Annotated in this window: 24 protein-coding genes and 1 other RNA gene; 14 read left to right on the top strand and 11 right to left on the bottom strand. The window is 72.1% G+C overall.

The genetic code is table 11. The features are described 5' to 3' along the window. Positions 1 to 128 precede the first annotated feature (128 nt). The 6 genes from E4T13_RS09910 to E4T13_RS09935 all read left to right on the top strand — a co-directional run bounded on the left by E4T13_RS09910 (position 129) and on the right by E4T13_RS09935 (position 6514). On the top strand, positions 129 to 1643 hold the full coding sequence (locus tag E4T13_RS09910) for a bifunctional diguanylate cyclase/phosphodiesterase (RefSeq protein ID WP_137178106.1): 1515 nt from the start codon (positions 129 to 131) through the stop codon (positions 1641 to 1643). Positions 1644 to 1778: 135 nt separating this feature from the next. Continuing rightward, complete coding sequence (locus E4T13_RS09915) at positions 1779 to 2807, top strand: Rieske 2Fe-2S domain-containing protein (protein WP_170984909.1); 1029 nt, start codon at positions 1779 to 1781, stop codon at positions 2805 to 2807. Positions 2808 to 2812: 5 nt separating this feature from the next. After that, a complete protein-coding gene (locus E4T13_RS09920; protein WP_137178108.1) occupies positions 2813 to 3826 on the top strand; it encodes an ABC transporter substrate-binding protein in 1014 nt (337 codons plus the stop codon). A gap of 47 nt (positions 3827 to 3873) precedes the next feature. Continuing rightward, a complete protein-coding gene (locus E4T13_RS09925; protein WP_137178109.1) occupies positions 3874 to 4656 on the top strand; it encodes an alpha/beta fold hydrolase in 783 nt (260 codons plus the stop codon). A gap of 24 nt (positions 4657 to 4680) precedes the next feature. Beyond that, positions 4681 to 5610, top strand: coding sequence for a 3-keto-5-aminohexanoate cleavage protein (locus tag E4T13_RS09930; RefSeq protein WP_137178110.1), 930 nt, complete (start codon positions 4681 to 4683; stop codon positions 5608 to 5610). Positions 5611 to 5620: 10 nt separating this feature from the next. Further along, on the top strand, positions 5621 to 6514 hold the full coding sequence (locus E4T13_RS09935; RefSeq protein ID WP_137178111.1) for an MBL fold metallo-hydrolase: 894 nt from the start codon (positions 5621 to 5623) through the stop codon (positions 6512 to 6514). Positions 6515 to 6521: 7 nt separating this feature from the next. Here E4T13_RS09935 and E4T13_RS09940 read toward each other — a convergent pair whose 3' ends face one another. The 6 genes from E4T13_RS09940 to E4T13_RS09965 form a co-directional block, all read right to left on the bottom strand. Further along, the gene (locus E4T13_RS09940; RefSeq protein WP_137178112.1) at positions 6522 to 7148 is read right to left on the bottom strand and encodes an HAD family phosphatase; all 627 of its coding nucleotides are present in this window, start codon (positions 7146 to 7148) and stop codon (positions 6522 to 6524) included. A gap of 2 nt (positions 7149 to 7150) precedes the next feature. After that, the gene (locus tag E4T13_RS09945; protein WP_137178113.1) at positions 7151 to 7969 is read right to left on the bottom strand and encodes a TIGR00282 family metallophosphoesterase; all 819 of its coding nucleotides are present in this window, start codon (positions 7967 to 7969) and stop codon (positions 7151 to 7153) included. 8 nt (positions 7970 to 7977) lie between these two features. Beyond that, positions 7978 to 8568 carry a 5-formyltetrahydrofolate cyclo-ligase gene (locus E4T13_RS09950; protein ID WP_240791066.1) on the bottom strand — a complete coding sequence of 197 codons (591 nt, stop codon included), beginning with the start codon at positions 8566 to 8568 and terminating at the stop codon, positions 7978 to 7980. 160 nt (positions 8569 to 8728) lie between these two features. Further along, positions 8729 to 8883, bottom strand: a non-coding RNA gene (gene ssrS, locus E4T13_RS09955) — 6S RNA. Between the two features lie 9 nt (positions 8884 to 8892). Beyond that, the gene (locus tag E4T13_RS09960) at positions 8893 to 9222 is read right to left on the bottom strand and encodes a cell division protein ZapA (RefSeq protein ID WP_137178115.1); all 330 of its coding nucleotides are present in this window, start codon (positions 9220 to 9222) and stop codon (positions 8893 to 8895) included. Positions 9223 to 9225: 3 nt separating this feature from the next. Beyond that, on the bottom strand, positions 9226 to 9435 hold the full coding sequence (locus E4T13_RS09965) for a hypothetical protein (RefSeq protein WP_137178116.1): 210 nt from the start codon (positions 9433 to 9435) through the stop codon (positions 9226 to 9228). Positions 9436 to 9609: 174 nt separating this feature from the next. Here E4T13_RS09965 and E4T13_RS30885 point away from each other — a divergent pair, with 174 nt between their 5' ends. From E4T13_RS30885 to E4T13_RS09985, 4 genes are all read left to right on the top strand, one after another. After that, the gene (locus tag E4T13_RS30885) at positions 9610 to 10071 is read left to right on the top strand and encodes a hypothetical protein (RefSeq protein ID WP_137178117.1); all 462 of its coding nucleotides are present in this window, start codon (positions 9610 to 9612) and stop codon (positions 10069 to 10071) included. 52 nt (positions 10072 to 10123) lie between these two features. Next, a complete protein-coding gene (locus E4T13_RS09975) occupies positions 10124 to 11035 on the top strand; it encodes a class I fructose-bisphosphate aldolase (RefSeq protein WP_137178118.1) in 912 nt (303 codons plus the stop codon). Between the two features lie 190 nt (positions 11036 to 11225). Further along, complete coding sequence (locus E4T13_RS09980) at positions 11226 to 11642, top strand: HEPN domain-containing protein (RefSeq protein WP_137178119.1); 417 nt, start codon at positions 11226 to 11228, stop codon at positions 11640 to 11642. Beyond that, positions 11639 to 11968 carry a nucleotidyltransferase domain-containing protein gene (locus E4T13_RS09985; protein ID WP_137178120.1) on the top strand — a complete coding sequence of 110 codons (330 nt, stop codon included), beginning with the start codon at positions 11639 to 11641 and terminating at the stop codon, positions 11966 to 11968. The genes E4T13_RS09980 and E4T13_RS09985 overlap by 4 nt, the downstream gene beginning before the upstream one ends. Positions 11969 to 12230: 262 nt before the next feature. On the opposite strand, the gene E4T13_RS29835 is transcribed toward E4T13_RS09985, so the two are convergent. After that, a complete protein-coding gene (locus tag E4T13_RS29835) occupies positions 12231 to 12851 on the bottom strand; it encodes a PEP-CTERM sorting domain-containing protein (RefSeq protein WP_170984910.1) in 621 nt (206 codons plus the stop codon). 887 nt (positions 12852 to 13738) lie between these two features. Between E4T13_RS29835 and E4T13_RS09995 the strand changes: the two genes are divergently transcribed. Both E4T13_RS09995 and thiE read left to right on the top strand, forming a co-directional pair. Further along, positions 13739 to 14467, top strand: coding sequence for a sulfite exporter TauE/SafE family protein (locus E4T13_RS09995; protein ID WP_206030130.1), 729 nt, complete (start codon positions 13739 to 13741; stop codon positions 14465 to 14467). Positions 14468 to 14486: 19 nt separating this feature from the next. After that, entirely contained in the window at positions 14487 to 15119 is a 633-nt protein-coding gene (gene thiE, locus E4T13_RS10000; RefSeq protein ID WP_137178123.1) for a thiamine phosphate synthase, read from the top strand. A gap of 1 nt (position 15120) precedes the next feature. Here thiE and E4T13_RS10005 read toward each other — a convergent pair whose 3' ends face one another. From E4T13_RS10005 to E4T13_RS10015, 3 genes are all read right to left on the bottom strand, one after another. Next, on the bottom strand, positions 15121 to 15585 hold the full coding sequence (locus E4T13_RS10005) for a hypothetical protein (protein ID WP_137178124.1): 465 nt from the start codon (positions 15583 to 15585) through the stop codon (positions 15121 to 15123). Positions 15586 to 15713: 128 nt separating this feature from the next. Beyond that, the gene (locus E4T13_RS10010) at positions 15714 to 16886 is read right to left on the bottom strand and encodes a glycosyltransferase family 2 protein (RefSeq protein WP_170984911.1); all 1173 of its coding nucleotides are present in this window, start codon (positions 16884 to 16886) and stop codon (positions 15714 to 15716) included. A 2-nt stretch (positions 16887 to 16888) separates the two neighbouring features. Beyond that, positions 16889 to 18277 carry a cytochrome P450 gene (locus tag E4T13_RS10015; protein WP_240791068.1) on the bottom strand — a complete coding sequence of 463 codons (1389 nt, stop codon included), beginning with the start codon at positions 18275 to 18277 and terminating at the stop codon, positions 16889 to 16891. A gap of 172 nt (positions 18278 to 18449) precedes the next feature. On the opposite strand from E4T13_RS10015, the gene E4T13_RS10020 reads away from it, so the two are divergent. Beyond that, positions 18450 to 19313 carry a bifunctional 2-polyprenyl-6-hydroxyphenol methylase/3-demethylubiquinol 3-O-methyltransferase UbiG gene (locus E4T13_RS10020; RefSeq protein ID WP_170984912.1) on the top strand — a complete coding sequence of 288 codons (864 nt, stop codon included), beginning with the start codon at positions 18450 to 18452 and terminating at the stop codon, positions 19311 to 19313. Between the two features lie 66 nt (positions 19314 to 19379). Here the strand turns inward: E4T13_RS10020 and E4T13_RS10025 are convergent, their stop codons facing one another. After that, on the bottom strand, positions 19380 to 20447 hold the full coding sequence (locus E4T13_RS10025) for an alcohol dehydrogenase (RefSeq protein ID WP_137178127.1): 1068 nt from the start codon (positions 20445 to 20447) through the stop codon (positions 19380 to 19382). 103 nt (positions 20448 to 20550) lie between these two features. Between E4T13_RS10025 and E4T13_RS29840 the strand changes: the two genes are divergently transcribed. Further along, positions 20551 to 21354, top strand: a complete 804-nt coding sequence (locus tag E4T13_RS29840) for a YidB family protein (protein WP_170984869.1) — start codon at positions 20551 to 20553, stop codon at positions 21352 to 21354. Positions 21355 to 21398: the final 44 nt, after the last annotated feature.

The following is a 21398-nucleotide window of genomic DNA, read 5'->3' on the forward strand; positions in this document are numbered from 1 at the left end:
TCTGTCTCGGTCTGGGTCGGGTGCCCCGCCCTATAGCGGGGCGGCGCCCCCGCGGGCAAATCGGCGCGTATCGCGAATATGCGGTTTGCCTCAACCAAGGGTTCATCACTCGCCGCCATGGTGGCGCCATGGCAGGACCCCTCCGCGATGCGCCGGCCCGCCGGCCCGCCCCGATGCTCGGCCTCGCCGCCGCCGCGCTGCTGCTCGGCGCGGTGGTCTGGGCGCTCGCCCGGAACGAGGCCCCCGCCTCCCCGGCGCAGCGCTGGGCGGGGCCGCTGCTGCTGCTCGGCCTGGCCGCGCTGCCGGCCCTGTTGCTGCTGCGCCGGATGCGGGCGGCCGGCGCCGGGGCCACGGTGCGGCAAGATCCGTTGACCGGGCTGCTGAGCCATGCCGGCCTGCGGGCGCGGCTGGAGGAGACGCTGGCCCTTTCGCGCCGGCGCGGCTGCAAGCTGGGCATGCTCGTGCTCAACCTGCGCCAGTTCCGGGACGTGAACGCCGCGCGGGGCCGGGCGAGCGGCGATGCGGTGCTGTGCGTCCTGGCCGGACGGCTTCAGTCGGCCGTCCGACAGGAGGACGCCGTCGCGCGGCTGTCTGGAGACCGCTTCGCGGTGGTGCAGTCCGGCCTGCAGGACCCCGCCGATGCGCCGCGCCTGGCGGAACGCCTGGCCGCGCTGATCGCCGAACCGGTGCCGATGGAGGGCGCCTTGCTGCGCATCGCGGCCGATATCGGCATCGCCATCGGCCCGGACGACGCCGACGATGCCTGCATGCTGCTGACCCGCGCCGAGGACGCGCTGGCCGCCGCGCGCGCCGAGCCGGCGCCCGCGATCAGCTGCTTCGCGCCGGAACGCGACGCCGCGCTGCGCCAGGCGCGGGAGATGGAACGTGAACTCGGCGAGGCGATCGCCGCCGGGCAGTTCCAGCTGCATTGGCAGCCGCAGCGGCGGCTGACCGACGGCCACCTGATCGGCTTCGAGGCGCTGCTGCGCTGGAACCACCCGACCCGCGGCATGGTGCCGCCCGATGCCTTCATCCCGCTGGCGGAATCCTCGGGGCTGATCGTGCCGCTCGGCGCCTGGGTGATCCGCACCGCGACGATGGAGGCCGCCGCCTGGCCCGGCGGGCTCAAGGCGGCGGTGAACCTATCCGCCGTGCAGGTCCGCGCCGAGGGCCTGCTGGAGATGGTGGCGGAGGCGCTGGAGGCGTCCGGCCTGCCGGCGCACCGGCTGGAGCTGGAAGTGACGGAAAGCGTGCTGATGCAGGACGGGCCGCAGGCGGCGAAGGTGATCACCGGGCTGCAGGCGCTCGGCGTCTCCGTCGCGCTGGATGATTTCGGCACCGGCTGGTCGAGCCTCGCCTATCTCCGCCGCTTCGCTTTCGACGAGCTCAAGATCGACCGGCAGTTCCTGCGCGACCTGGAAGCCGATCCGCGCGTGGAGGCGGTGGTCACGGCGATCCTGGGCATGGGGCGGGGGCTCGGCATGCGGGTGGTGGCCGAGGGCGTGGAGACGCGCGAGCAGGCAGACCGGCTGCTGGCGCTGGGCTGCGAGCGCGGCCAGGGCTGGCTGCTCGGCCGCCCGATGCCGGTCGACCAGGCGCGCGCGCTGATCTCGGCGGAGACAAGCCCGGCGCTGACCGCCTGACGCGGCTGCCGCGAAGCGCGCCACGCGGCGCTGCTTCGGTGGGCACACGGCCGCATTGCAGGCCCAGGGGCAAGGCGAAGCGCTGGCATGCGGCTTGCTGAACGGCGTGCGACGTCCTGCAAGGGAGACGCGCGCATGAAGGTCGGCGATTCACCTGCATTCCGCCGCTTCTGGTACGTGGCGATGCCCGTCGCGAAGCTGGATGAAGGGCCGCAGCCCTTCAGCCTGTTCGGCGAGGACATGGTGATCTGGCGCGCGGCCGACGGAACCGTCTCCGCGTTGAAGGATGAGTGCTGCCACCGCGCGGCGAAGCTCTCGCTGGGCGAGGTCATCGGTTCCTCGATCCAGTGCCCCTATCACGGCTGGCAGTTCGGCGCCGACGGGCACTGCACCAGCATCCCGCAGCGCCCGGGCCTGACGCCGGAGATCGCGGCGCGCGCCTTCGTACCGAAATACCACGTCGCCATCCGCTACGATTATGTTTGGGTCGCGGTGGAAGATCCGGTGATGGACATCCCCCACCTGCCGGAATTCGGCGCGGAGGGTTTCCGCTTCATCGACTGCTTCCACGAGGTCTGGGACATGTCGCTGTTCCGCCTCGCCGACAATTTCTTCGACCTGGCGCATGTCGCCTTCGTGCATCGCGACACCCAGGGCGACATCACCAACCCCGTCCCGCCCGCCGAGGACGTGGAGGAGACGGAGTTCGGCATCATCTCCAAGGCGATCGTGCCCGTGGCCAACCGCCAAGTCGGGCAGGACTACACCGGCATCAAGCAGGACAAGACGGTGCGCGACCGCACGGTGACGTGGTGGGCGCCCTGCACGCGCAAGCTGCACATCAAGTTCCCGAACGGCGTGCAGCACATCATCTTCACGGCCGGCACGCCGCTGGCCGACAAGAAGATCATCTTCACCCAGTTCTGCATCAGGAACGACACCGAGGCGCAGGTGCCGGCCGCGGCCGCCATCGCGCATGACCGCAAGGTGACGCTCGAGGACAAGTTCATCCTGGAGAGCACGCGCGCCGACGTGCCGATCATGCCGTGGGAGAAGCCCGAAGCCGGCATGCCCTGCGACAAGGCCAACAACATGGCGCGCAAGAAGCTGCGCGAGATCGTCGAACGCTTCGGCGGCGCGCCGATGGCGCAGGCAGCGGAGTGAACCCCATGCAACGTCGTACCCTGATCGCCGCCGGCATCGGCACGCTCGCCGCGCCGGCCGCGCTGCGCGCGCAGCCGCGCAGCCTGCGCTTCAGCCTGGACTGGGCGCTGGGCGGCTCCTCCGCCTTCGCCATCGCCGCGGACCGGCTGGGCTACTTCCGCGAGGAAGGCATCGAGGCCCGCATCAGCCGCGGCTTCGGCTCGGGCCGCGTGCCCGTGGATATCGGTGGCGGCGCCTATGAGATGGGCTTCGGCGACTTCTCCTCCATGGCGAAATTCGCCGCCGAGAACCCGCAGGTCGGCATGGTCTGCGTGCTGATGGTGTTCGACGGGCTGCCGCTGGTCGCCGTCGCGCGCGGCGATGGCCCGATCCGCACGCCGAAGGACCTGGAAGGGCGGCACCTTGCGGCGCCGGAAGGCGATGCGGGGCGGCAGATGTTCCCCGTCTTCGCCGACTTCGCCGGCTTCAACGCCAGCAGTGTGCGCTGGACCAGCGTCTCGCCCCAGCTGCGCGAGCCGATGCTGGTGCGCAGCCAGGTGGACGCGATCACCGGCTTCATCAGCTCCACCGTGATCAGCCTGAAGGGCCTCGGCATGCCGCCCGAGCGGCAGGTCATCATGCGCTACCGCGATGTCGGCGTGCCGCTCTACTCCAACTGCGTGATGACGACGCGCCGCTATGCCGAGGCGAACCCGGAGATCGTGCGCGGCGTGGTGCGCGCCATCACCCGCGGCGTGCGGCTGATGGTGCAGGACCCCGCCGCCGCCACCGCCACGGTGAAGCAGGTGGAGCCGCTGATCGACCTGCCGCTGGAGACCGAGCGCGCCGAGGTGGTGGTCAAGGAGATGATCATGACCGACCATGTCCGCCGCAACGGCCTCTCTGCAGTGGAGCGCGGGCGGATGGCGCAGGGCATCGAGATCCTGGAGCGCGTCGAGCGCTTCACGCGCCGCCCGTCGGTCGAGGAACTCTACACCGACGCCTTCCTGCCGGCCGCCGCGGATCGCGCCATGTCATAACCGCCGGGGGCTGCTGCCGGCGGCGGCGATCTGCTCTACTCGCGGGCATGATCGAAGCCGTCGCAGCGTTGCCGGAGGTCCGGCTGGCCTATTGGGACACCGGCGGCGCCGGCGACCCCGTCGTGCTGCTGCATGCCGGCACCGGCAGCCATGCGGTGTGGGAACACCAGGTTCCGGCGCTGACCGCGGCAGGCCATCGCGTCATCGCCTATTCCCGGCGCGGTCATCTCGGCTCCGATCCCGGGCCCGAGGATCGGCTGGGCACGGGCAGCGGCGACCTGCTGGCGCTGCTGGATCACCTCGGCGTCGGTCGGTTCCATGCCGTGGGCACGGCGGCCGGCGGGATCGTCGCGCTCGACTTCGCGCTGTCCTGTCCGGCGCGGCTGCGCAGCCTGACGCTGGCCTGCTCGATCCTCGGCATCACCGATCCCGACTATCTCGCCCTGGGCGAGCGGCTTCGCCCGCCCGGCTTCGCCGCCATGCCGCCCGACTTCCGCGAGCTCGGCCCCAGTTATCGCGCGGAGAACCCCGAAGGCGTGGCACGCTGGCTGGCGCTGGAACACAAGGCCATCCCGGGCCGCCAGATCCGCCAGCCCACCGCGAACCGCATCACCTTTGCCTCGCTGCGCGGCCTCGCCCTGCCCTGCCTGCTGATGACCGGCGATGCCGATCTCTGGACGCCGCCAGCGGTGCTGCGCCTGTTCGCGCGCCACCTGCCGCGCAGCGAGAGCGTGGTGATCGCGGAAGCGGGGCATTCCGCCCATTGGGAGCAGCCGGAGGCGTTCAACGCGGCGCTGCTCGATTTCATCTCGCGTCATGCCGCCGCCTGAGCGGCACGGAAGGAACGCGCCGGCATGGCCAAGATCACGCACAGCAAGCCCGTCATCATCACCTGCGCGGTGACGGGCGCGACGCTCACCCCTTCCATGTCGCCGCACCTGCCGGTGACGGCGGAGCAGATGATCATGCAATCCGTTGATGCGGCGAAGGCCGGCGCGGCGATCCTGCATTTCCACGCGCGCGACCCGAAGGACGGCCGCCCGACCAACGATCCCGCGGTGTGGCAGAGCTTCCTGCCACAGATCCGCCAGCAGACCGATGCGGTGATCAACATGTCCTGCTCGATGGGCGAGACGGCAGAGGACCGCGCCTCCGCCGCGCGCGTGATGAAGCCGGAGATCGCGACGGTCATCGTCGGCTCGATGAACTACGGCCGATTCCAGAAGGCGATCGACCAGGGCATCTCCGAGTTCCAGCACGATTGGGAACGGGAGTTCTATGGGCCGAAATCGCACCACATCGTCACCCAGAACACCTTCGCAAAGATCGGCCGGCTGATCGACATCTTCCTGGAGATGAACATCCTGATGGAGTTCGAGTGCTACGATGTCGGGCACCTCTACATCCTCGAGCACCACCTGAAGACGCGGAAGCTGCCGCGGCCGCTGATCGTGCAGTTCCTCACGGGCATCCTGGGCGGCATCCCCTCCGACATCGACCACCTGCTGCACATGAAGCGCACGACGGAACGGCTGTTCGGGATGGACACCGAGATCTTCACCCACGGCACCGGCCCGGACAACATGCGCGCCGCCGCCTATGGCGCGCTGATGGGCACCAATGTGCGCGTCGGGCAGGAGGACAACGTGACGGAACGGCCGGGCCGGCTGTTCCGGTCCAATGCCGAGCAGATCCAGAAGATCCGTCGCATCATCGACGAATTCGACATCCCCGTGGCGACGCCGGCCGAGGCGCGTGCGAGACTGGGCCTGCCGACACCGTGAGAGGATACGCATGACGGAGGTGAAGCAGCAGGTCGCCGGGGTCTACCATCGCCGCGTCGGCGACATCCTCATCACCGCGCTGAACGACGGCCACCAGGATGTGAGCATGGCGACGGTGCTCGGCATCCCGCAGGAGGAAGCGGTGGCGCTGCTGCACGCCGCCTTCCGCCCGGCGCCGCGGCGGACGGCGGTGAACGGCTTCCTGATCCGCGCCGGCGGGCGCGTGGCCCTGATCGATACCGGCTGCGGCCCGGCGAAGCCGACGGTCGGGCGCTTCGCCGCCAACCTGGCCGCGGCCGGCGTCGCGGCGGAGGCAGTGGAAACGGTGCTGATGACGCATCTGCATCCCGACCACTGGGGCGGCCTGACCGATGCGGCGGGCAGCGCGCTGTACTCGCGCGCCGTGCTGAAGCTGCACGCGACCGAGCATGCCTACTGGCACAACGACGCGGCGATGGGCCGCGCCGATCCCGCGCGGCAGGACATGTTCTTCCGCGGCGCGCGCAAGGCGCTGGCGCCCTATGCCGCGCGCACCGAGCATTTCACCGCGGGCGAGGTCTTCCCCGGGGTCACCGCGGTGCCGCTGCCGGGCCACACGCCCGGCCATACCGGCTTCCTCGTCGCCTCCGGCGGCGAATCCCTGCTGATCTGGGGCGACATCATCCATGTGCCGGAATTGCAGGTGCAGCGGCCGGAGGTGGTGATGGCGGTGGATGTGGACACGGTTCAGGCGGAGGCGACACGGCGGCGCCTGTTCGACCAGGTTGCGAGCGAGCGCACCGCCATCGCGGGGATGCATCTGCATTTCCCGGCGCTCGCGCATGTCGCGCGCGAAGGTGCGAGCTACCGGCTGGTGCCGGATGCGTGGTCGCTCGACCTGCACGGGGATGCGGCGACGGGGTGAGCCGCTGTCACAGCAGCGTCAGCAACTCCGGCAGGCTGCGGATCGCCGGAACGCCCTGTGGCAGCCAGGGCGCGGCTTCCTCATGCACCAGCGCGACGACGCGCATGCCCGCCGCGAGGCCGGCAGCGACGCCCGGCGCGCTGTCCTCCACCACCAGGCAGCGTGCGGGCGCAGCGCCCATCGTCTCGGCGGCGTGCAGGAACAGGCGAGGATCGGGCTTCCACGCGCCGACCTCGTACGCGCTGAACACGCGCGACTCCGGGAAGAAGCGCGCCAGCCCCGCAGCTTCCAGGCACAGCGCGATCTTGTGGCGCGGCGCGTTGGAGGCGACGCAGGCGGGATGCGTCATCGCCTGCAGCAGCGAAGCCGCGCCGGCGATCTCGGTCAGCCGCTCGCGATAGACCTCCAGCGTGCGCGCGCGGAAGGTGTCGCCGAATGCCTCCGGCAGCGCGCCGAAGCGCTCGCGCAGCTCCTCCAGGCTTTTTGCGAATTGCTGGCCGCGGAAGCGCGCGAGGATGTCCACGGGGTCGGTAAGGTGGCCAAGCTCGGCCAGCAGCTCGCAGAACACTTCCGCGGACAGCCCCTCGCTGTCCACGAGCGTCCCGTCGCAATCGAAGATCACCGCATCGTGCATGGTCAGTCCGGCATCGCCTGGCTCAGCCGCCCGCCCATGCGCAGCGGCGCGACGCGCGTGGCGAGGCCGCTCGCGTCCTCGGTCTCCACGAACAGGCCGCAGATGGTCGCCTCGCCTTCCGCCGGCGCCAGGCGCTCGCCCGGCACCTTCTTCCAGAAGCGCAGGCTGGCATTGCCCTTGTCCATGCCGATGACGCTGTCGTAGTCGCCGCACATGCCGGCATCGCTCATGAAGGCGGTGCCGCCGGGCAGCACCTGGTGGTCGGCAGTCGGCACATGGGTGTGCGTGCCGATCACCAGCGAGAGCTTCCCGTCGAAGCTGTGCGCCATCGCGAGTTTTTCGGACGACGCCTCCGCGTGGAAATCCAGCACCGACGCGGCGATGGTGCCGCCCGCGCCCATGCGATGCGCCGCCAGCGCGCCCTGCACTGCGCGGAAGGGATCGTCCAGCGGCTCCATGAACAGCCGGCCCATCGCGTTGATCACCAGCACGCGCCGGCCGTCGCGCAGCTCCACAACCTGCGCGCCCCGTCCGGGCGTGCCGGGCGGGTAGTTGATCGGCCGCAGCAGCCGCGGCTCCTGCTCGATGTAGGGAATGATCTCGCGCCGGTCCCAGGCATGGTTGCCGAGCGTGATCGCATCGGCGCCGGCGGCGAGCAGCGCGCGCGCCATGTCCGGCGCCAGGCCGAAGCCGTGGCTGGCGTTCTCCGCATTCACCACGACGCAGTCGAGGGCGAGGCGTTCGCGCAGCCCCGGCAGGGCGGCCGTTGCGGCGTCGCGCCCGCTGCGGCCGACGAGATCGCCGAGGAAGAGGATGCGCAAGGTGCCCTTCAGCGTTCCGGGATGATCAGCCCCGCCTCGGTGGCGATGGCGTGCAGAAGCGCGTCCTCGGGCCCGGCGGGCACTTCGTCAAGTTCCTGCGCCGCATATGCGCATCCCACCGCGGTCGCGCCGGGAAGCGCGGCGAGGGTGCGGTCGTAATAGCCGCCGCCGTAGCCGAGGCGCCGGCCGGCGCGGTCGAAGGCGAGCAGCGGGACGAGGAGGTAGTCGGGCGTCAAAGGCTCCGCCTCCGGCCCCGGCTGGCGCGTACCCATCGGCCCGCGGGCAAGCGCGTCGCCGGGGCGCCAGCGGCGGAAATGCAGCGGGTTGCCGCGCCTCGGCGTGACCGGCAGCGCGATGGGGTGGCCGCGTTCGTGCAGGGCGAGCAGGACCGGGCGGATGTCGATCTCCGGGCCCATCGGCCAGAAGCCGGAGACGATGGCGCCCCGCGCTGGGGGCAGGCGGTCAAGGATGAGCGGAAACAGCGCGGCGCCCGTCGCGGGGTCGAGCGCGGCGCGGCGCGCCAGTGCGACGGCGCGGGCCTCGGCTTTCAGCTCGGCGAGGAGGACGGGGCAGAATTCCAAGGTCGGTCGGCCCCCCACCCCGACCCTCCCCCGCCAGCGGGGGAGGGAGATAGACCAGAGCGGCCGCAAGGCGGCCGCCGCGCGGCTCAAGCCCTCACCGCCAGGGGCGCCATGTCTGAGGCGCGCAAGCCAAGCCGCCGGAGGCGGCGCCCGGCGCCTGAGGGCATCCAAACAAAGCTGCGAAGCCGCCATGGCCGTGGGCGGTCAGCCCTCCTGAGACCTGCTTTGCAGGTGGGCGCCGGATAACCGGACCACGATCCGATCAGAGCCAGCTCCCGGAGGATGCTCATTGGCCCCGGGGGTTGAAATGCCGCACGCACCGGGCAGCCTCGCCCGTGACAGTTAGGCGCGGTCGAGGTTCGCGGCAATGCCCTCGATGCGCTCGGCGATGCGGGCGAGGCGTTCGGCCATGCGCGGATCATCGGCCTCCGCCGGCGCGGCGCCGCCGGTGCGGGCCTGCGCCACGGCCACTTTCAGGTCGTGCACCTCGTCCGCCAGCAGCAGCGAGGCGAGCAGCAGCAGCCGGCTTTCGCCGAACTGGCCGCCCATCGCCTTGATCGAATTGATCCGCTTGTCCACCTCCGCGGCGAGCGAGACCAGATGCGCCTCCTGCCCGTCCTCGCAGGAGACGGGATGGCTGTAGCCGCCGACGCGCACGGTCACCTGCCCCATAGGCTAGCCATCCTCCTCGCCCAGCGCGGCCCGCAGCCGCGCGATGGTCTCGTCAAGCCGGTCCGCGATCGCCTGGACCTGGGCGCGCGAGACGCCCTCGCCCGGCGCGGCGGGTGCCCGCGGCCTGGCGGCGACGATGGCCAGCCGTTCCACGGCCGATTCGAGCCGGGCGAGCGCCTGGCCGGTCTCCGTCGTTCCGGCGGAGCCGGACATGCCGCCTGTTCCGGCGGAGCCGGACATACCGCCTGTTCCGGCGGAGCCGGACAAACCGCCTGTAGCGCGTGCGCCCGACACCTGTGGTCCCCAGTCCCGAAGCCGCGTGCGGCGGCGCCTGCAGCCGTCCAGACAGGCTTGCCGCAGGCCGCGCCGCCCTTCATGACGCTTTGCATGGGCGGGGCAGGCGGTCAACGGGCGCTGGTAACACGGGGCGCGGCGGAAGCCGCGGCGGCGCTGCGCCTGGCCGGATCGGTCCCGGTGCTGCTGCTGTCCGCGCCGGCTGCGGCGGGCAGCCTCGGCCCGCGCGGCTGGCGCGCCCTGGTCGCGGCGGCGCAGGCGGCAGCGCCGCAGGCCGCGGTGGACGACGCACTCTGCTGCGGCGATGCGCCCGGCCATGCGCTGGCCGCGCTGCGCGCGGGCTGCCGCCTGCTGGTGCTGGAGCCGGATTGTCCCGCCTTCGCTGCGGTGCAGGCGGCGGCGGCGGAATGCGGGGCGGTCGTGCTGCCCACCCGCCCGCCGGCCCTCGACCTGCACGGGCTCGACCTGCGCAAGCCCGGCGGACGGGCCCTGCTCGCGCAGTGGTTGGCCGGCGAGTCCCCTGCCCCCGATGACAGCAGCGGCGCCAAAGGGTAGATCGCGCCCGCGAACCGCCGCCGAGCCGGACAAGAGAGAAGGACACGCCGCCATGCGCCTGACGCCCAAGGTCCAGGAGATCCTGTCCTGGTACGAGAGCGACAACCCCGGCACGAAGGGCAACCTCGCCCGCATCCTCATGCAGGGCAAGCTCGGCGGCACCGGCCGCATGGTGATCCTGCCGGTGGACCAGGGCTTCGAGCACGGCCCGGCCCGCAGCTTTGCGCCGAACCCCGCCGGCTACGACCCGCGCTACATGTTCGAGCTGGCGCTGGAAGCCGGGCTGAACGCCTATGCCGCGCCGCTCGGCATGATCGAGGCCGCGGCCGCCACCTATGCCGGCACCATCCCGACCATCCTGAAGGTGAACAGCTCCAACAGCCTGTCCACCACCAAGGACCAGGCGGTGACGGCGACGGTGCAGGACGCGCTGCGCCTCGGCTGCTCGGCGATCGGCTTCACGATCTATCCTGGCAGCGAATACCAGTTCGAGATGATGGAGGAGCTGCGCGAGCTCGCGCAGGAGGCGAAGGCCTGCGGCCTGGCCGTGGTGGTGTGGAGCTACCCGCGCGGCCCGATGCTCGACAAGGTCGGCGAGACGGCGCTGGATATCTGCGCCTATGCCGCGCACATGGCGGCACTGGTGGGTGCGCATATCATCAAGGTGAAGCCGCCGACCGCCGCGATCAGCCTCGACGCCGCGAAGAAGACCTACGAGAAGCACGCCGTCGAGGATGACGCCGCGAAGCGCTTCGCCCATGTCGTGCAGGCCTGCTTCGGCGGCCGTCGCCTGGTGGTGTTCTCCGGCGGCGAGGCGAAGGGCACCGAGGACATCCTGAAGGAGGTCCGCGCCATCCATGCCGGCGGCGGCAACGGCTCCATCATGGGCCGCAACGCCTTCCAGCGCCCGAAGGCGGAGGCGCTGAAGCTCTTGGCCGACATCATCGCCATCTACCAGGGCTGATTCTTTCGCCCGGCCGCCCGCTTCTCCCTCTCCCGCTCATGTCGCTCCCTCTCCCCCTCTCGGGGGGAGAGGGTCGGGGTGAGGGGGGCACGCCCCGCAGGAGGCTAATGCCCGCTCCGAACGGGCGACGCCGCCCCTGGATCTGGCATGCATTGGCGCCGAAAGCACCGGGCGCGCAATAAGCCCCACGATGAGCCGGTTTGCGCGCGCCATGTGGCGCCAGGCAGTCCACGACCTCGACGTCGCGCGCCGCGCACAGGGCGCCGGCGATTTCGATTGGGCGATGCTCGCCGCGCAGCAGGCCGCCGAGAAGGGACTCACGGCCGTCCTGCTCATCTCTGGTCTGCGCGCGGAGCAGACTCACAACGTCGCAGGCCTTCTCGACGCCCTCGTCGCGGCTGGCGTCGCGACGCGCGAGCAGCGCGCGTCGCTCAATCTCCCGCTCGCGCGCCTGACTGTCGCCTTCGGCTTTGCCCGCTACCCGAATGCCGAAATTGCGGAAGCGCCCGCTGACATCATCGTGCGGGAACAGGGCGAGGAGGCGATCCGCGATGCGGAAGCCATCGTTGCAGCGGCGCGCGCGATGGCCTCGGAACTCGATGCATGAGCCCCGCCGCTTGTCACCGCGCCGCCCTGCGCGAGCAGACGATTGCCGCACTCCGCGCGCATTTCGCCGCGCACCCGCCCGCCGACGCCGAGCGCGTGCTGCTCTTCGGCTCCCTCGCGCGCGGTGATTTCGACGGTGCCTCGGATGCGGACATCCTCGTCATCGGCGAGACCTGGCCGAATGACGCGCCCGGCGCCGTGCTGGATCGCGGCGTGGACGTGCTCCACTGGACGCCGGCGCAATGGGCGAAGGCCCTGGCCGACCGCCACCCCTTCGCGCTGGAGATCGCACGCGACGGCGTGGAGCTGTGGCGCGCCGCGCCGTAGGTTTTGGGCAGTCCGAAGGGGGGCGCCGCCCCCCTTCACCCCCAGCCAGGGGCGACGCCGCCCCTGGACCCGGCGTTCATCGGCGCGAAAGGCACCGGGCAACGCCGCGGGCTAGGACCTGAAGCAGGCATTGCGCCGACAGGGCTTCCAGCCGGACCTCAGAAAGCGCGGCAGCCTGCGCAGCGTCCTCGACGGGCGTCAAAAGTTCACCCGCTGCTTCGCCTGGACCCGGGCTTCGCTGCCCAGGACTCGGCCGCGCGGCTCAGCCGGCGGCCGGCGCGGGCAGGCGTCGGCGCAGCGCGGCCAGGCCCAGCAGCGCGGCGCCGAACAGCGCGGCGGAGGCGGGCGCCGGCACCGCGGTGGGATCGATGATCTTCAGCGTCAGGCTGTCGGCCTGGTCTTCCCGGCCCCAGGTCCAGACATAGGTGCCGGGCGTCACGCCGAGCGAGGCGAAGGTGGAACCGCCGAAGAACCCGGTGTTCGAGAGCTGGCTGCCCGAGACGTAGTCATCCGGCAGGAGCAAGAATTCGTAGATGCCGACGAGGACGAGCGGATCGCCGGACCGCGCGGTCGTGTTCTTGTTGACGGTGCCGGGCCCGAAGCTCACCGGGCCGGTCACGCCGAACCACTCCGTGAGGTCGAAGCTGCCGTTCCCACCGCGGATGACGCCTTCGTTGGGAAGCACACCGGACACCCCGAAGCTGTTGGGATCGCCGATGGTCAGCGCCGCCGTGTTGATCGTCCCGCTGCCGTTCAGCTCGACGCCGCCGGCCACTTCCTGCATCGTGAAGACGAAGGCCGCCTTCGCAGGGGCGGCAGCCAACGCCAGCCCCAATGCCAGAGCGACGCCGCCCGCCGCCCGCCCGAACCATCCTGCCTGCATGCTCTGCTCCGTGGTGGTGCGGTGATCGCGTCCGCCTGCTTGGCCCTCGCCGCCCCGGATGGCGAGTTCGCCCCCTGTCGTTAAATAACGGTAACAGAACCGTGCGGCTCTTGCAACGGTTTGCGCATTCGCCCTTCAGGCGAACTGCCGCACCACCCGGGAGAAGCGACGAAGCGCCCCCGGGCCCATATCATCACCTCTGCTGGCGATGAACCGGGTCCAAGAAAGCTCCGCAACGGGCGCCAGAAGCCTACCCAACGCGGCGACGGTGACGCGCTGAATCGCGGCGCCCCGGTGTTCGAGGCCGCCTTGCACGACGTCATCCGCGCCAAACCCCGCTACGCCCGAGGCTATAAGGTGCCAGGGTCGCACGGCCGCATCACCGGCGCGCAGGCCACATCCTTGGCCCACCGCCGACGCATTCCCCGCCCCGCCGCTGCATCCTGGGCCGATGGACATCCCGCTCGTGGCCATCATCGCCCTCGCCTTCCTGCTCGCCCGGGCCCGAGCGCTCCTCTGCGCCCATCGCTGAGCACCCACGCATTAGGACTTGAGGTATTTTTTCCTGTATTTGCCACCCCGCCGAGTCTATCCTCCGCCTATGCGCACCGCGGCCCCGCCCCTCCCCCCAATCCGACGGCCACCCCCAAAACCGCCCTCCGGCGGCGACGCACCCCGCCTGCATCATCCACCGGCCGGCATTTTGTCCGAAACGCGCATCACGCCCACGCCCCGGCAATTTGTCCGAAACGCCGCAACGGCACTGTCCACCCGCCGCCGCCCGCCATCGCCCTGCCCCGATGCAGCGCTGGCGGGGCGCGGTACGCCGCGACAGACTTCGGCGCCCCCCGAAGCATTCCACCGCCCGCCGGTGCATGCTCCGCCGCATGGACTCGCTCGTCGTCACGGTCTTCCTCGTCTTCCTGCTCGCCGGCGCTGTGAAGGGCGTCATCGGGCTCGGGCTGCCGACGGTCGCAATCGGCCTGCTCGCGCTGGTCATGCCGCCGGCCGAGGCAGCGGCGCTGCTGATCCTGCCGGGCGTGCTGACCAACATCGCGCAGTCGCTCGGGCCGCATCTGCGCCCCTTGCTGCGCCGCTTCGCGGTCACGCTGCTGGCGCTGGTGCCGGGCACGCTCGCGGGCAGCCATGTGATCGCAGCGGGCGCCGCGGCGTTGCCGGTGCTCGGCGCGGCGTTGCTGATCTACGCCGCCTGGGGCCTCGCGACGCCGCATTTCCGCCTCTCGCGCCGCTGGGAACGCGCCACCGCCCTGCCGGCCGGCCTCGCCTGCGGGCTGATGACGGGGGCAACGGGCGTCTCCGTCATTCCCGCCGGGCCGTGGCTCGCCTCGCTCGGCCTGACGCGGGAGGAACTGGTGCAGGCGCTGGGGCTGACCTTCCTGGTTTCCACCCTGGCGCTCGCCGCGGCGCTGGCATGGCAGGGGGTGGCGACGCCCGGGTTGGCGCTGGGCTCGGCGCTGGCGGTCATTCCGGCGCTGGTGGGGCAGCGGCTGGGCTCGCTGCTTCGCCACCGCATCCCGCCGCTGCTGTTCCGCCGGCTGTTCTTCCTGGCGCTGCTGCTGCTCGGCGCGCAACTCGCCTGGCGCGGATTCTCGTGAGGCGCGCTACACCGGCGCCATGCCCGATTGCCGCCTCTACCTGATCACCCCGCCTGTCCTGCCCGACCCGGCGCGCTTCGCCGCGGAAGACCTGGCGCGCGCGCTGGATGGGGGCGACGTCGCCGCGTTGCAGATCCGGCTGAAGGATCTGCCCGACGACGCGATCCTCGCCGCATCGGAGCCCATCCTGAAGGCGTCGCAGCCGCGCGGCGTCGCGGTGCTGATGAACGACCGGATGGACCTGGCGAAGCGCGCCGGCTGCGACGGGGTGCATCTCGGCCAACAGGACGGCGACCCCGTCGCGGCGCGGCGGCTGCTGGGCGCGGAGGCAACAATCGGCGTCACCTGCCACGCCTCCCGCCACCTGGCGATGGAGGCGGGCGAGGCCGGCGCCGACTACGTCGCCTTCGGCGCCTTCTTCCCCACCGACACGAAGCAGACGGTGCACAAGGCGGAGCCCGAGATCCTGGAATGGTGGTCCGAGATGTTCGAGATCCCCTGCGTGGCCATCGGCGGCATCACCGCCGCGAACTGCGCACCCCTGGTGCGGGCGGGGGCGGATTTCCTTGCCGTCATCGGTGCGGTGTGGGGGCACCCGGAAGGCCCGGCGGCGGGCGTGCGGGCGATGAACGCGGCGATCGCCGCGGCCTGATCTAATCCTTGTTGGCGGTGGCGAGTTGCAGCCCGACCACAAGCAGCAGCCCGCCGAGCAGCACCGCGCCGACCGTCCACAACAGCGCGAACCAGTCCGTGCGGTCCACCCATGGCAGCCCGTCCGCCACCCGCACCGCCACGCGCGCGCCCGGCGAATACGGCGCCAGGAGCGACTCCGCCTGCTCCGGCGAGGTGGCGGGATCCTGGCGCACCACGCCGCGCAGCCGCGCCGTGGCTTCGGAGCCGGGGGGCCAGGACACGTCCACCACCGCATCGAAGCGCTGGCGCCCGTCGACCACCCCCGCTGGCTCCACACCGGTGGCTCGGACCACCGTCTCGGCGCGGCTGAACACCGAGCCGAGCGGAGGCTCGCCGCGCATTGGGGCGTCGAAGGCGCCGAGGATCAGGGCCAGCAGGCCCACCAGAGGCACGGCCCACCGGATGGCAAGCCCGATCAGGCGCATCCGGCCCCCTGACGCGGCGCGTCGCCCTGGCTCTCCTGCCCACCCATGCCTTCGTTACCGCCGCGCGTCATGTCCGCCCCGACCCATTGTCCCAAAGACGTCCGGCAGACTCTACCGATTCGCAAGGGTTACAAGCCATTTGCCGCAAGCCCCACCCGGTCGGGCGCCGCCACGGCATAGACGCGCCCGCCCCAGCGGATCCGGCGACCGAAGGCCGAGGCGAGGAAGGCCGCCGCCTGTAGCGGCAGCACGAGGGGCAGCAGCAACCGGTCGCGGGGCAGCGCCCGCATGACGGCCGCAGCCTGCACGGGCGGCAGGACCCGGCGTGCGACCTCGGCGCGCATCCCCGCGCGATGCTGCTGCAGCAGCAGGCCTGTGGCCAGCGCGGCGACGGCCCAGGCCTCGCCGGTCGCAGCCGCGGCAAGCGCTGCGACCGCGCCGGCCAGCGGCAGCAGCAGCGTCACCCCGATCGCCAGCCAGCGACGCAGCGCGTGCAGGCGGACCAGCATGTATTGCCGCCGGCCGAAGCCCAACACGCCGAGCCAGCCGAGCGCAACCGGCGTGGGCAGCAGCACGCGGCGCGGCGTCCAGGCGGGCATGCCGGCGGCGCGCAGCGCGCCCGTCAGCGTCAGGTCGTCCGACACCGCGGCGTTCCACAGCGCCGGCAGGTCGAGCCGTTGCAGCGCCGCCGCGCTCAGCGCCGTCGAGCCGCCCCAGCACAGGTTGAGCCAGCGCGGCCGCGGGAAGGTGGCCGGGCCGCGCTCGGCCAGGGCGAGGAGGCGGGCGGGCACACCCTGCGCCATCGGCCAGCGATAGCCGCTGGCGGCCTCGGCCAGGCCGAGGCGCAACGGCCGGGTGAGCTCGGCGAGCCAGCCCGGGGGCGGAAGCGTGTCGGCGTCCAGGGTCGCGAGTATCGCCTCGCCGGGCTCGCGCCGTGCAAGGCCGGCCAGCAGGTTGTGCAGCTTCTGCGCACGCCCCGGCGTGGGGCCGGCCGCCAGCACCGCGAAGCGCGCGGGATCGGCCGCGGCGGCGATGCGCCAGGCGGGATCGGCGGCATCCTCGAAGATCACGCATGCGCGCCACGGCCCCGGATAGTCCTGCGCGGTCAGTGCGGCGAGGCAGGCGCCGACCTGCGCAGCCTCGGCGGCGTCGGTGCTGCGCACGGGCAGCAGAACCAGAACCGGCGGGAAGGGGCCGGGATCGGGCGATGGCGCGTCCCCCAGGCCACGCAGGTAGCGCGCGGTGGCAAGCGTTGCGAGCAGGCTCGCCGCAAGCCAGCAGGCCGCGAGCGCCGCCAGCACCGTCAGACGGCGCGCGGCCGCAGCAGCATCGGCAGCGACTCGCCGGGGCGGAGCGTGAGCCGCGCCACCGGCATCACCGCCGCGCCCGGCGCCAGCCGCAACTCCACCGCCTGGAACAGGGTGGCGAGGCACATGATGGCTTCCGCGAGACCCAGATGCTGCCCGGTGCAGACACGCGGTCCGACGCTGAAGGGCACATAGGCGTGGCGCGAGGGCTTCGGCGCGCCTGGCAGGAAGCGGTCCGGGATGAAGGCGTCGGGCTCGTCCCAGAGTTGCGGGCGGCGATGCAGCAGCCAGGGCGCGACGAGGATGATGGCACCCTTCTTCACCTCCCGCCCCGCAATGGTGCCGGGTGCGATGGCCTCTCGCGACAGCAGCGGCACGGGCGGGTAGAGGCGCATCGTCTCCTCGACGACGGCACGCGTGAAGGGCAGGCGCGGCAGGTCCTCGAGCGTCGCGGCGCGCCCCGCCAGAACCGCCGCGAGTTCGGCGCCCAGGCGCACCGACGACCGGGCATCCTGGCTGAGGATGAAGAGCGCCCAGGCGAGCACGTTCGCGGTGGTCTCGTGGCCCGCCATGAACAGCACGATGGCCTCGTTGCGGAAGGCGCGGCGGTCCATCGGGCGCTCGGTGCCCGGCACCACCGCCTCCGCCATCGCCTTGATCAGCGAGGCCTCCTCGGCACCGCCATCGAGGATCGCGGCGATCAGCCGGTCCACCACGGCATGGATGCGCGCCACGGCGCCGCGGATGCGGCGCCCGCGCGGGCGGGGAAGCCAGTCCGGCAGGCCGGCCAGCGAGAGCAGGTCGGTCTGGTCCACCAGCGCCTGGTATTCGGCGAAGGCGCCGACCACCTCGGCGGCCGCGTCGGCGCCGAGCGCGCGGCCGAAGATGGTGCGGCAGATGATCTCGGCGGTCAGCCGGCCCATCTCGCCGAGCACGTCGAGAGGGACATCGGGCGGATGGCGGCGCCAGGCGGCGGCGCGCTCGGCGGCGGCCTCGGTGATGGCGGGGGCGAGTTCGGGCAGGCGCGTCGCGTGCGTCACCGGCGCGACCACGCGCCGGCGCTCGCGCCACAGCGGGCCGTCGGAGACGAACAGGCCATCGCCCAGCAGCGGCGCGAGGGCGTGGCGGTGCTGCGGGCTTTTCCGCTGGAACTGCTCGTGCTGCGCGACAAAGGCCTCGGCCACCGTCTCCGGGCTGTTGCAGATCACGAGGTCGCGGAACAGCAGGCGGCGGAACATCACGTCGCGGTTGAAGGCGCCGCGCGGCCAGACCGCGAGGTAGTTCCGGCGCGCAATGCGGATCATCTCGCGCAGCGGCAGCGTCTTCTCGTGCCGTGGCGGGAAGGGCGGGACGTAAGGCTCGGCGGCGCGCAGGTCGTCCGGCATGGAAGGTGGTGTAGCGCAGGCGGGCGCGGCTGGCACGCCGGGCGGTTGACCGGCCGCGCGGCGCGGGTCAATCCGGCGCGTGACCGATACGCCGCCCGCCTCCCCTCCCCCGGCGCTTCCGGCGCCAGCCTGCCCCATCACCGGCGCGCCGGGCTCGCGGTTGATCCAGCGCGTGCCGACACGGCTGCTGCGCGCGTTGTGGCGGGCGACCTTCGGCGTGGACCCGGCGCCGCTCTACGCGGGCATTGCTCGGCTTCACCTCTGGGAGAGCCCTTGCGGGCTGGCCTTCTGGGACCCGCCCGTGCCGGGCGACGCGGCCTTCTACCGCGGCCTCTATGGCAGGAACCGGCTCCATTCCTGGCTCGGCGAGGACCGGGCCGAGTTTCGCACCGCCGCCGCGCATATCCGGCCGGGGTCGAAGGTGCTGGACGTCGGCTGCGGCGAGGGCGCCTTCGCCGACCACATCCCGCGCTGCACGCATGTCGGGCTCGACCCCTTCTTCGCCGGCACCGCGCCGCCGGGGCGCGACATCCGCGCCGAGCAGGTCGTGTCCCATGCCGCGGCGCAGGAAGGCGCCTATGACGTGGCCGTCGCCTTCCAGGTGATGGAGCACCTGCCCGATCCCCTGGGCTTCGCGCGCGATGTCGCGCGCTGCGTGCGGCCAGGCGGGCTGGTGATGCTGGGCGTGCCGCTCTGGCCGTCAAGCACCACGGCCATTCCGAACTTCGTGCTCAACGCACCGCCGCATCATTGCAGCCTGTGGACGCCGCAGGCGCTGCGGGCCGTCGCCGCCGCGGCGGAGCTGACGGAACCCGAGATCGTGGAGCTGCCGGCCTCCGGCGCGACCGCGCTCCTCGCCTGGGCGGCGCGACTGGCACCGAAGCGGCCGGCGGAACCGTGGTTCCGGCATGCCTGGTCCTGGCATGCGGGGCTGGCCTGGTCGCTGCTCGGCGCGCGCGTCATGCATGCGCTGGCCGGGCCGCCAAGCGCCGCGCCACCTTGCGACGCGCTGATGGTGGCGCGGAAGCGGGGGTGAGTCCGCGGCTGCCTGTGCCCCCCTCACCCAACCCTCTCCCCCCTCAGGGGGGAGAGGGCTTTTGGGCTACGCGGCTTCGGCGGTGAGGACGATGCGGCCGACGACCTGGCCGTGGCGCAGGCGCGTCAGCGCGGAATCGGCGTTGCGCAAGGGCTCGCGCGTGATCGGGATGGGCGCGAGGCGGCCGCCCTGCGCCAGCTTCACCAGTTCCCGCAACTCCTTCGGGCTGCCGACATAGCTGCCGCGCACGGTCAGCGCGCGCATCGCCATCACCGGCAGCGGCAGCACGAGCTCGCCACCGAACAGGCCGACCTGCACCAGCTTGCCGCCCTTGGTCAGCGCATCGAAGCAGAAGCGCGCGGTCTCGCTGCCGTTCACGAGGTCGATGATCGCCTCGACGCCGCCGGGGCAGAGCGCGGTCAGGCGCTTCGCGACCTCCGGCTGGCTGGCATCCACCGTATCGGTGGCACCCGCCTGCTGCGCCGCCGCCAGCTTCTCCGCGCTGACATCCACCGAGACGATGCGCCGGTGCCCCATCGCCTTCAGCACGCTGATCGCCTGCAGCCCGAGACCGCCGGCGCCGACCAGCACGATGGCGGTGTCGGGGTCCATCGGCATCACCTTGTTGATCGCCGAGAACACGGTGATGCCGGAGCAGGCATAGGTCGCGGCCAGCGCGGGATCGAGGTCGCCGGGATCGACCAGGTGGCGCGGTTCCGGCGCCAGCACATGCGTCGCGTAGCCGCCATTCTGGAACACGCCGAGCGCCTTGCCCTGCAGGCACATGTTGTCGTCCTCGGACCGGCAGCGGGCGCAGGTGCCGCAGCCGACCCAGGGGAAGACGATGCGCTCCTGGCCGACCGCGAGGCCGTGGCCTTCTGCCTCCGGCCCCCACTTCACCACGCGGCCGACGATCTCATGGCCCATCGCGAGCGGCAGCTTCACCCCGCGCTCGGACAGCTTCATCTTGCCGCGGCTGCCGAGGTCCCACTCGCCTTCCCAGATGTGGATGTCGGAATGGCAGACGCCCGCATGCGTCACCTCCAGCAGCACCTGCTTGCCCGTCGGCTCCGGGGTGGGCAGCTCGATCTCCTGCAGCGGCTTCTTGGATTCCACCACGGCCCAGGCACGCATGGGCGCTCGCTCCTTTTGATTGTGCGGCCATCGAAGAACCGGCAGCATCCGGGGTCAACACGGCCGGGACGCATCCCCGCCGGCCGAGACGGGAGACGCAGCGATGTCGGACGTGCTTTCCAGGATCCTCCAGGGCGCGCTTGGCGGCGCCATGGGCGGCGGCGGGCAGCAGGGCGGCGGCTATGGCGGCGGCAATTCCCCGCTCGGCGACCCGCGCCTGCGGCGGGGCGAGGCGCCCGGCTATGAAGGCGGGCGCGGCGCACCGATGGGTGGCCCAGGCGGCGGAAGCATGGGCGGAGGCATGGGCGGTGGCGGGCTGGGCGACCTGCTCGGCGGTGCCGGTGGCGGCCTCGGCGGGCTGCTGGGCGGGCTGCTCGGCGGCATGGCCGGTGGCGGCGCGCCGCAGCAGATGCCCCAGCAGCGCGCGCCGGCGCCTTCGGCTGGCGGTCTCGGCGGGCTGGCGAGCGGCCTCGGCGGGGTGAAGGGCCTCGCCCTGATGGCGCTGCTTGCATACATGATGCGCGGCCAGGGTGGGCGGCAGGGGCTCGCCTCGCTGACCGACCAGCTGCGCGGAGCCGGCCTCGGCGACCAGGTGGATAGCTGGATCGGGCCGGGCGCCAACCGGGACGTGCGACCGGACGAACTGGCGCGCGTGATCCCGCCGCAGGCGCTGCAGGATATCGAGCAGCATACCGGCATGGGGCGCGACGAGGTGCTGTCGGAGCTCAGCCGCGGGCTGCCGGGCATGGTGGACCGGCTGACGCCGCGCGGCCAGATGCCGGATCGCGACGACGACCTCAACGACATCGACGAGCGCGAGGTGCTGAGCGGGTTCAACATCGGCGGCGTGGATGGCGCGGCCTATGGCAAGTTCGGGCCGGGCCAGGGGGGCGGGAAGAAGTACTGATCGGCGGAGGGCAGTCGCGCCCCCACCCCGACCCTCCCCCGCAC

It is taken from the genome of Roseomonas sp. AR75 (genome assembly GCF_005222815.1).
GTDB lineage: Bacteria > Pseudomonadota > Alphaproteobacteria > Acetobacterales > Acetobacteraceae > Falsiroseomonas.

Excerpts from the sequence above, each read along its gene's own strand:
- E4T13_RS09910 (WP_137178106.1), top strand. The coding sequence starts at position 129 with ATGGCAGGACCCCTCCGCGATGCGCCGGCCCGCCGGCCCGCCCCGATG.
- E4T13_RS09915 (WP_170984909.1), top strand. The coding sequence starts at position 1,779 with ATGAAGGTCGGCGATTCACCTGCATTCCGCCGCTTCTGGTACGTGGCG.
- E4T13_RS09920 (WP_137178108.1), top strand. The coding sequence starts at position 2,813 with ATGCAACGTCGTACCCTGATCGCCGCCGGCATCGGCACGCTCGCCGCG.
- E4T13_RS09925 (WP_137178109.1), top strand. The coding sequence starts at position 3,874 with ATGATCGAAGCCGTCGCAGCGTTGCCGGAGGTCCGGCTGGCCTATTGG.
- E4T13_RS09930 (WP_137178110.1), top strand. The coding sequence starts at position 4,681 with ATGGCCAAGATCACGCACAGCAAGCCCGTCATCATCACCTGCGCGGTG.
- E4T13_RS09935 (WP_137178111.1), top strand. The coding sequence starts at position 5,621 with ATGACGGAGGTGAAGCAGCAGGTCGCCGGGGTCTACCATCGCCGCGTC.
- E4T13_RS09940 (WP_137178112.1), bottom strand. The coding sequence starts at position 7,148 with ATGCACGATGCGGTGATCTTCGATTGCGACGGGACGCTCGTGGACAGC.
- E4T13_RS09960 (WP_137178115.1), bottom strand. The coding sequence starts at position 9,222 with ATGGGGCAGGTGACCGTGCGCGTCGGCGGCTACAGCCATCCCGTCTCC.
- E4T13_RS09965 (WP_137178116.1), bottom strand. The coding sequence starts at position 9,435 with ATGTCCGGCTCCGCCGGAACGACGGAGACCGGCCAGGCGCTCGCCCGG.
- E4T13_RS30885 (WP_137178117.1), top strand. The coding sequence starts at position 9,610 with ATGGGCGGGGCAGGCGGTCAACGGGCGCTGGTAACACGGGGCGCGGCG.
- E4T13_RS09975 (WP_137178118.1), top strand. The coding sequence starts at position 10,124 with ATGCGCCTGACGCCCAAGGTCCAGGAGATCCTGTCCTGGTACGAGAGC.
- E4T13_RS09980 (WP_137178119.1), top strand. The coding sequence starts at position 11,226 with ATGAGCCGGTTTGCGCGCGCCATGTGGCGCCAGGCAGTCCACGACCTC.
- E4T13_RS09985 (WP_137178120.1), top strand. The coding sequence starts at position 11,639 with ATGAGCCCCGCCGCTTGTCACCGCGCCGCCCTGCGCGAGCAGACGATT.
- E4T13_RS29835 (WP_170984910.1), bottom strand. The coding sequence starts at position 12,851 with ATGCAGGCAGGATGGTTCGGGCGGGCGGCGGGCGGCGTCGCTCTGGCA.
- E4T13_RS09995 (WP_206030130.1), top strand. The coding sequence starts at position 13,739 with ATGGACTCGCTCGTCGTCACGGTCTTCCTCGTCTTCCTGCTCGCCGGC.
- thiE (WP_137178123.1), top strand. The coding sequence starts at position 14,487 with ATGCCCGATTGCCGCCTCTACCTGATCACCCCGCCTGTCCTGCCCGAC.
- E4T13_RS10005 (WP_137178124.1), bottom strand. The coding sequence starts at position 15,585 with ATGCGCCTGATCGGGCTTGCCATCCGGTGGGCCGTGCCTCTGGTGGGC.
- E4T13_RS10015 (WP_240791068.1), bottom strand. The coding sequence starts at position 18,277 with ATGCCGGACGACCTGCGCGCCGCCGAGCCTTACGTCCCGCCCTTCCCG.
- E4T13_RS10025 (WP_137178127.1), bottom strand. The coding sequence starts at position 20,447 with ATGCGTGCCTGGGCCGTGGTGGAATCCAAGAAGCCGCTGCAGGAGATC.
- E4T13_RS29840 (WP_170984869.1), top strand. The coding sequence starts at position 20,551 with ATGTCGGACGTGCTTTCCAGGATCCTCCAGGGCGCGCTTGGCGGCGCC.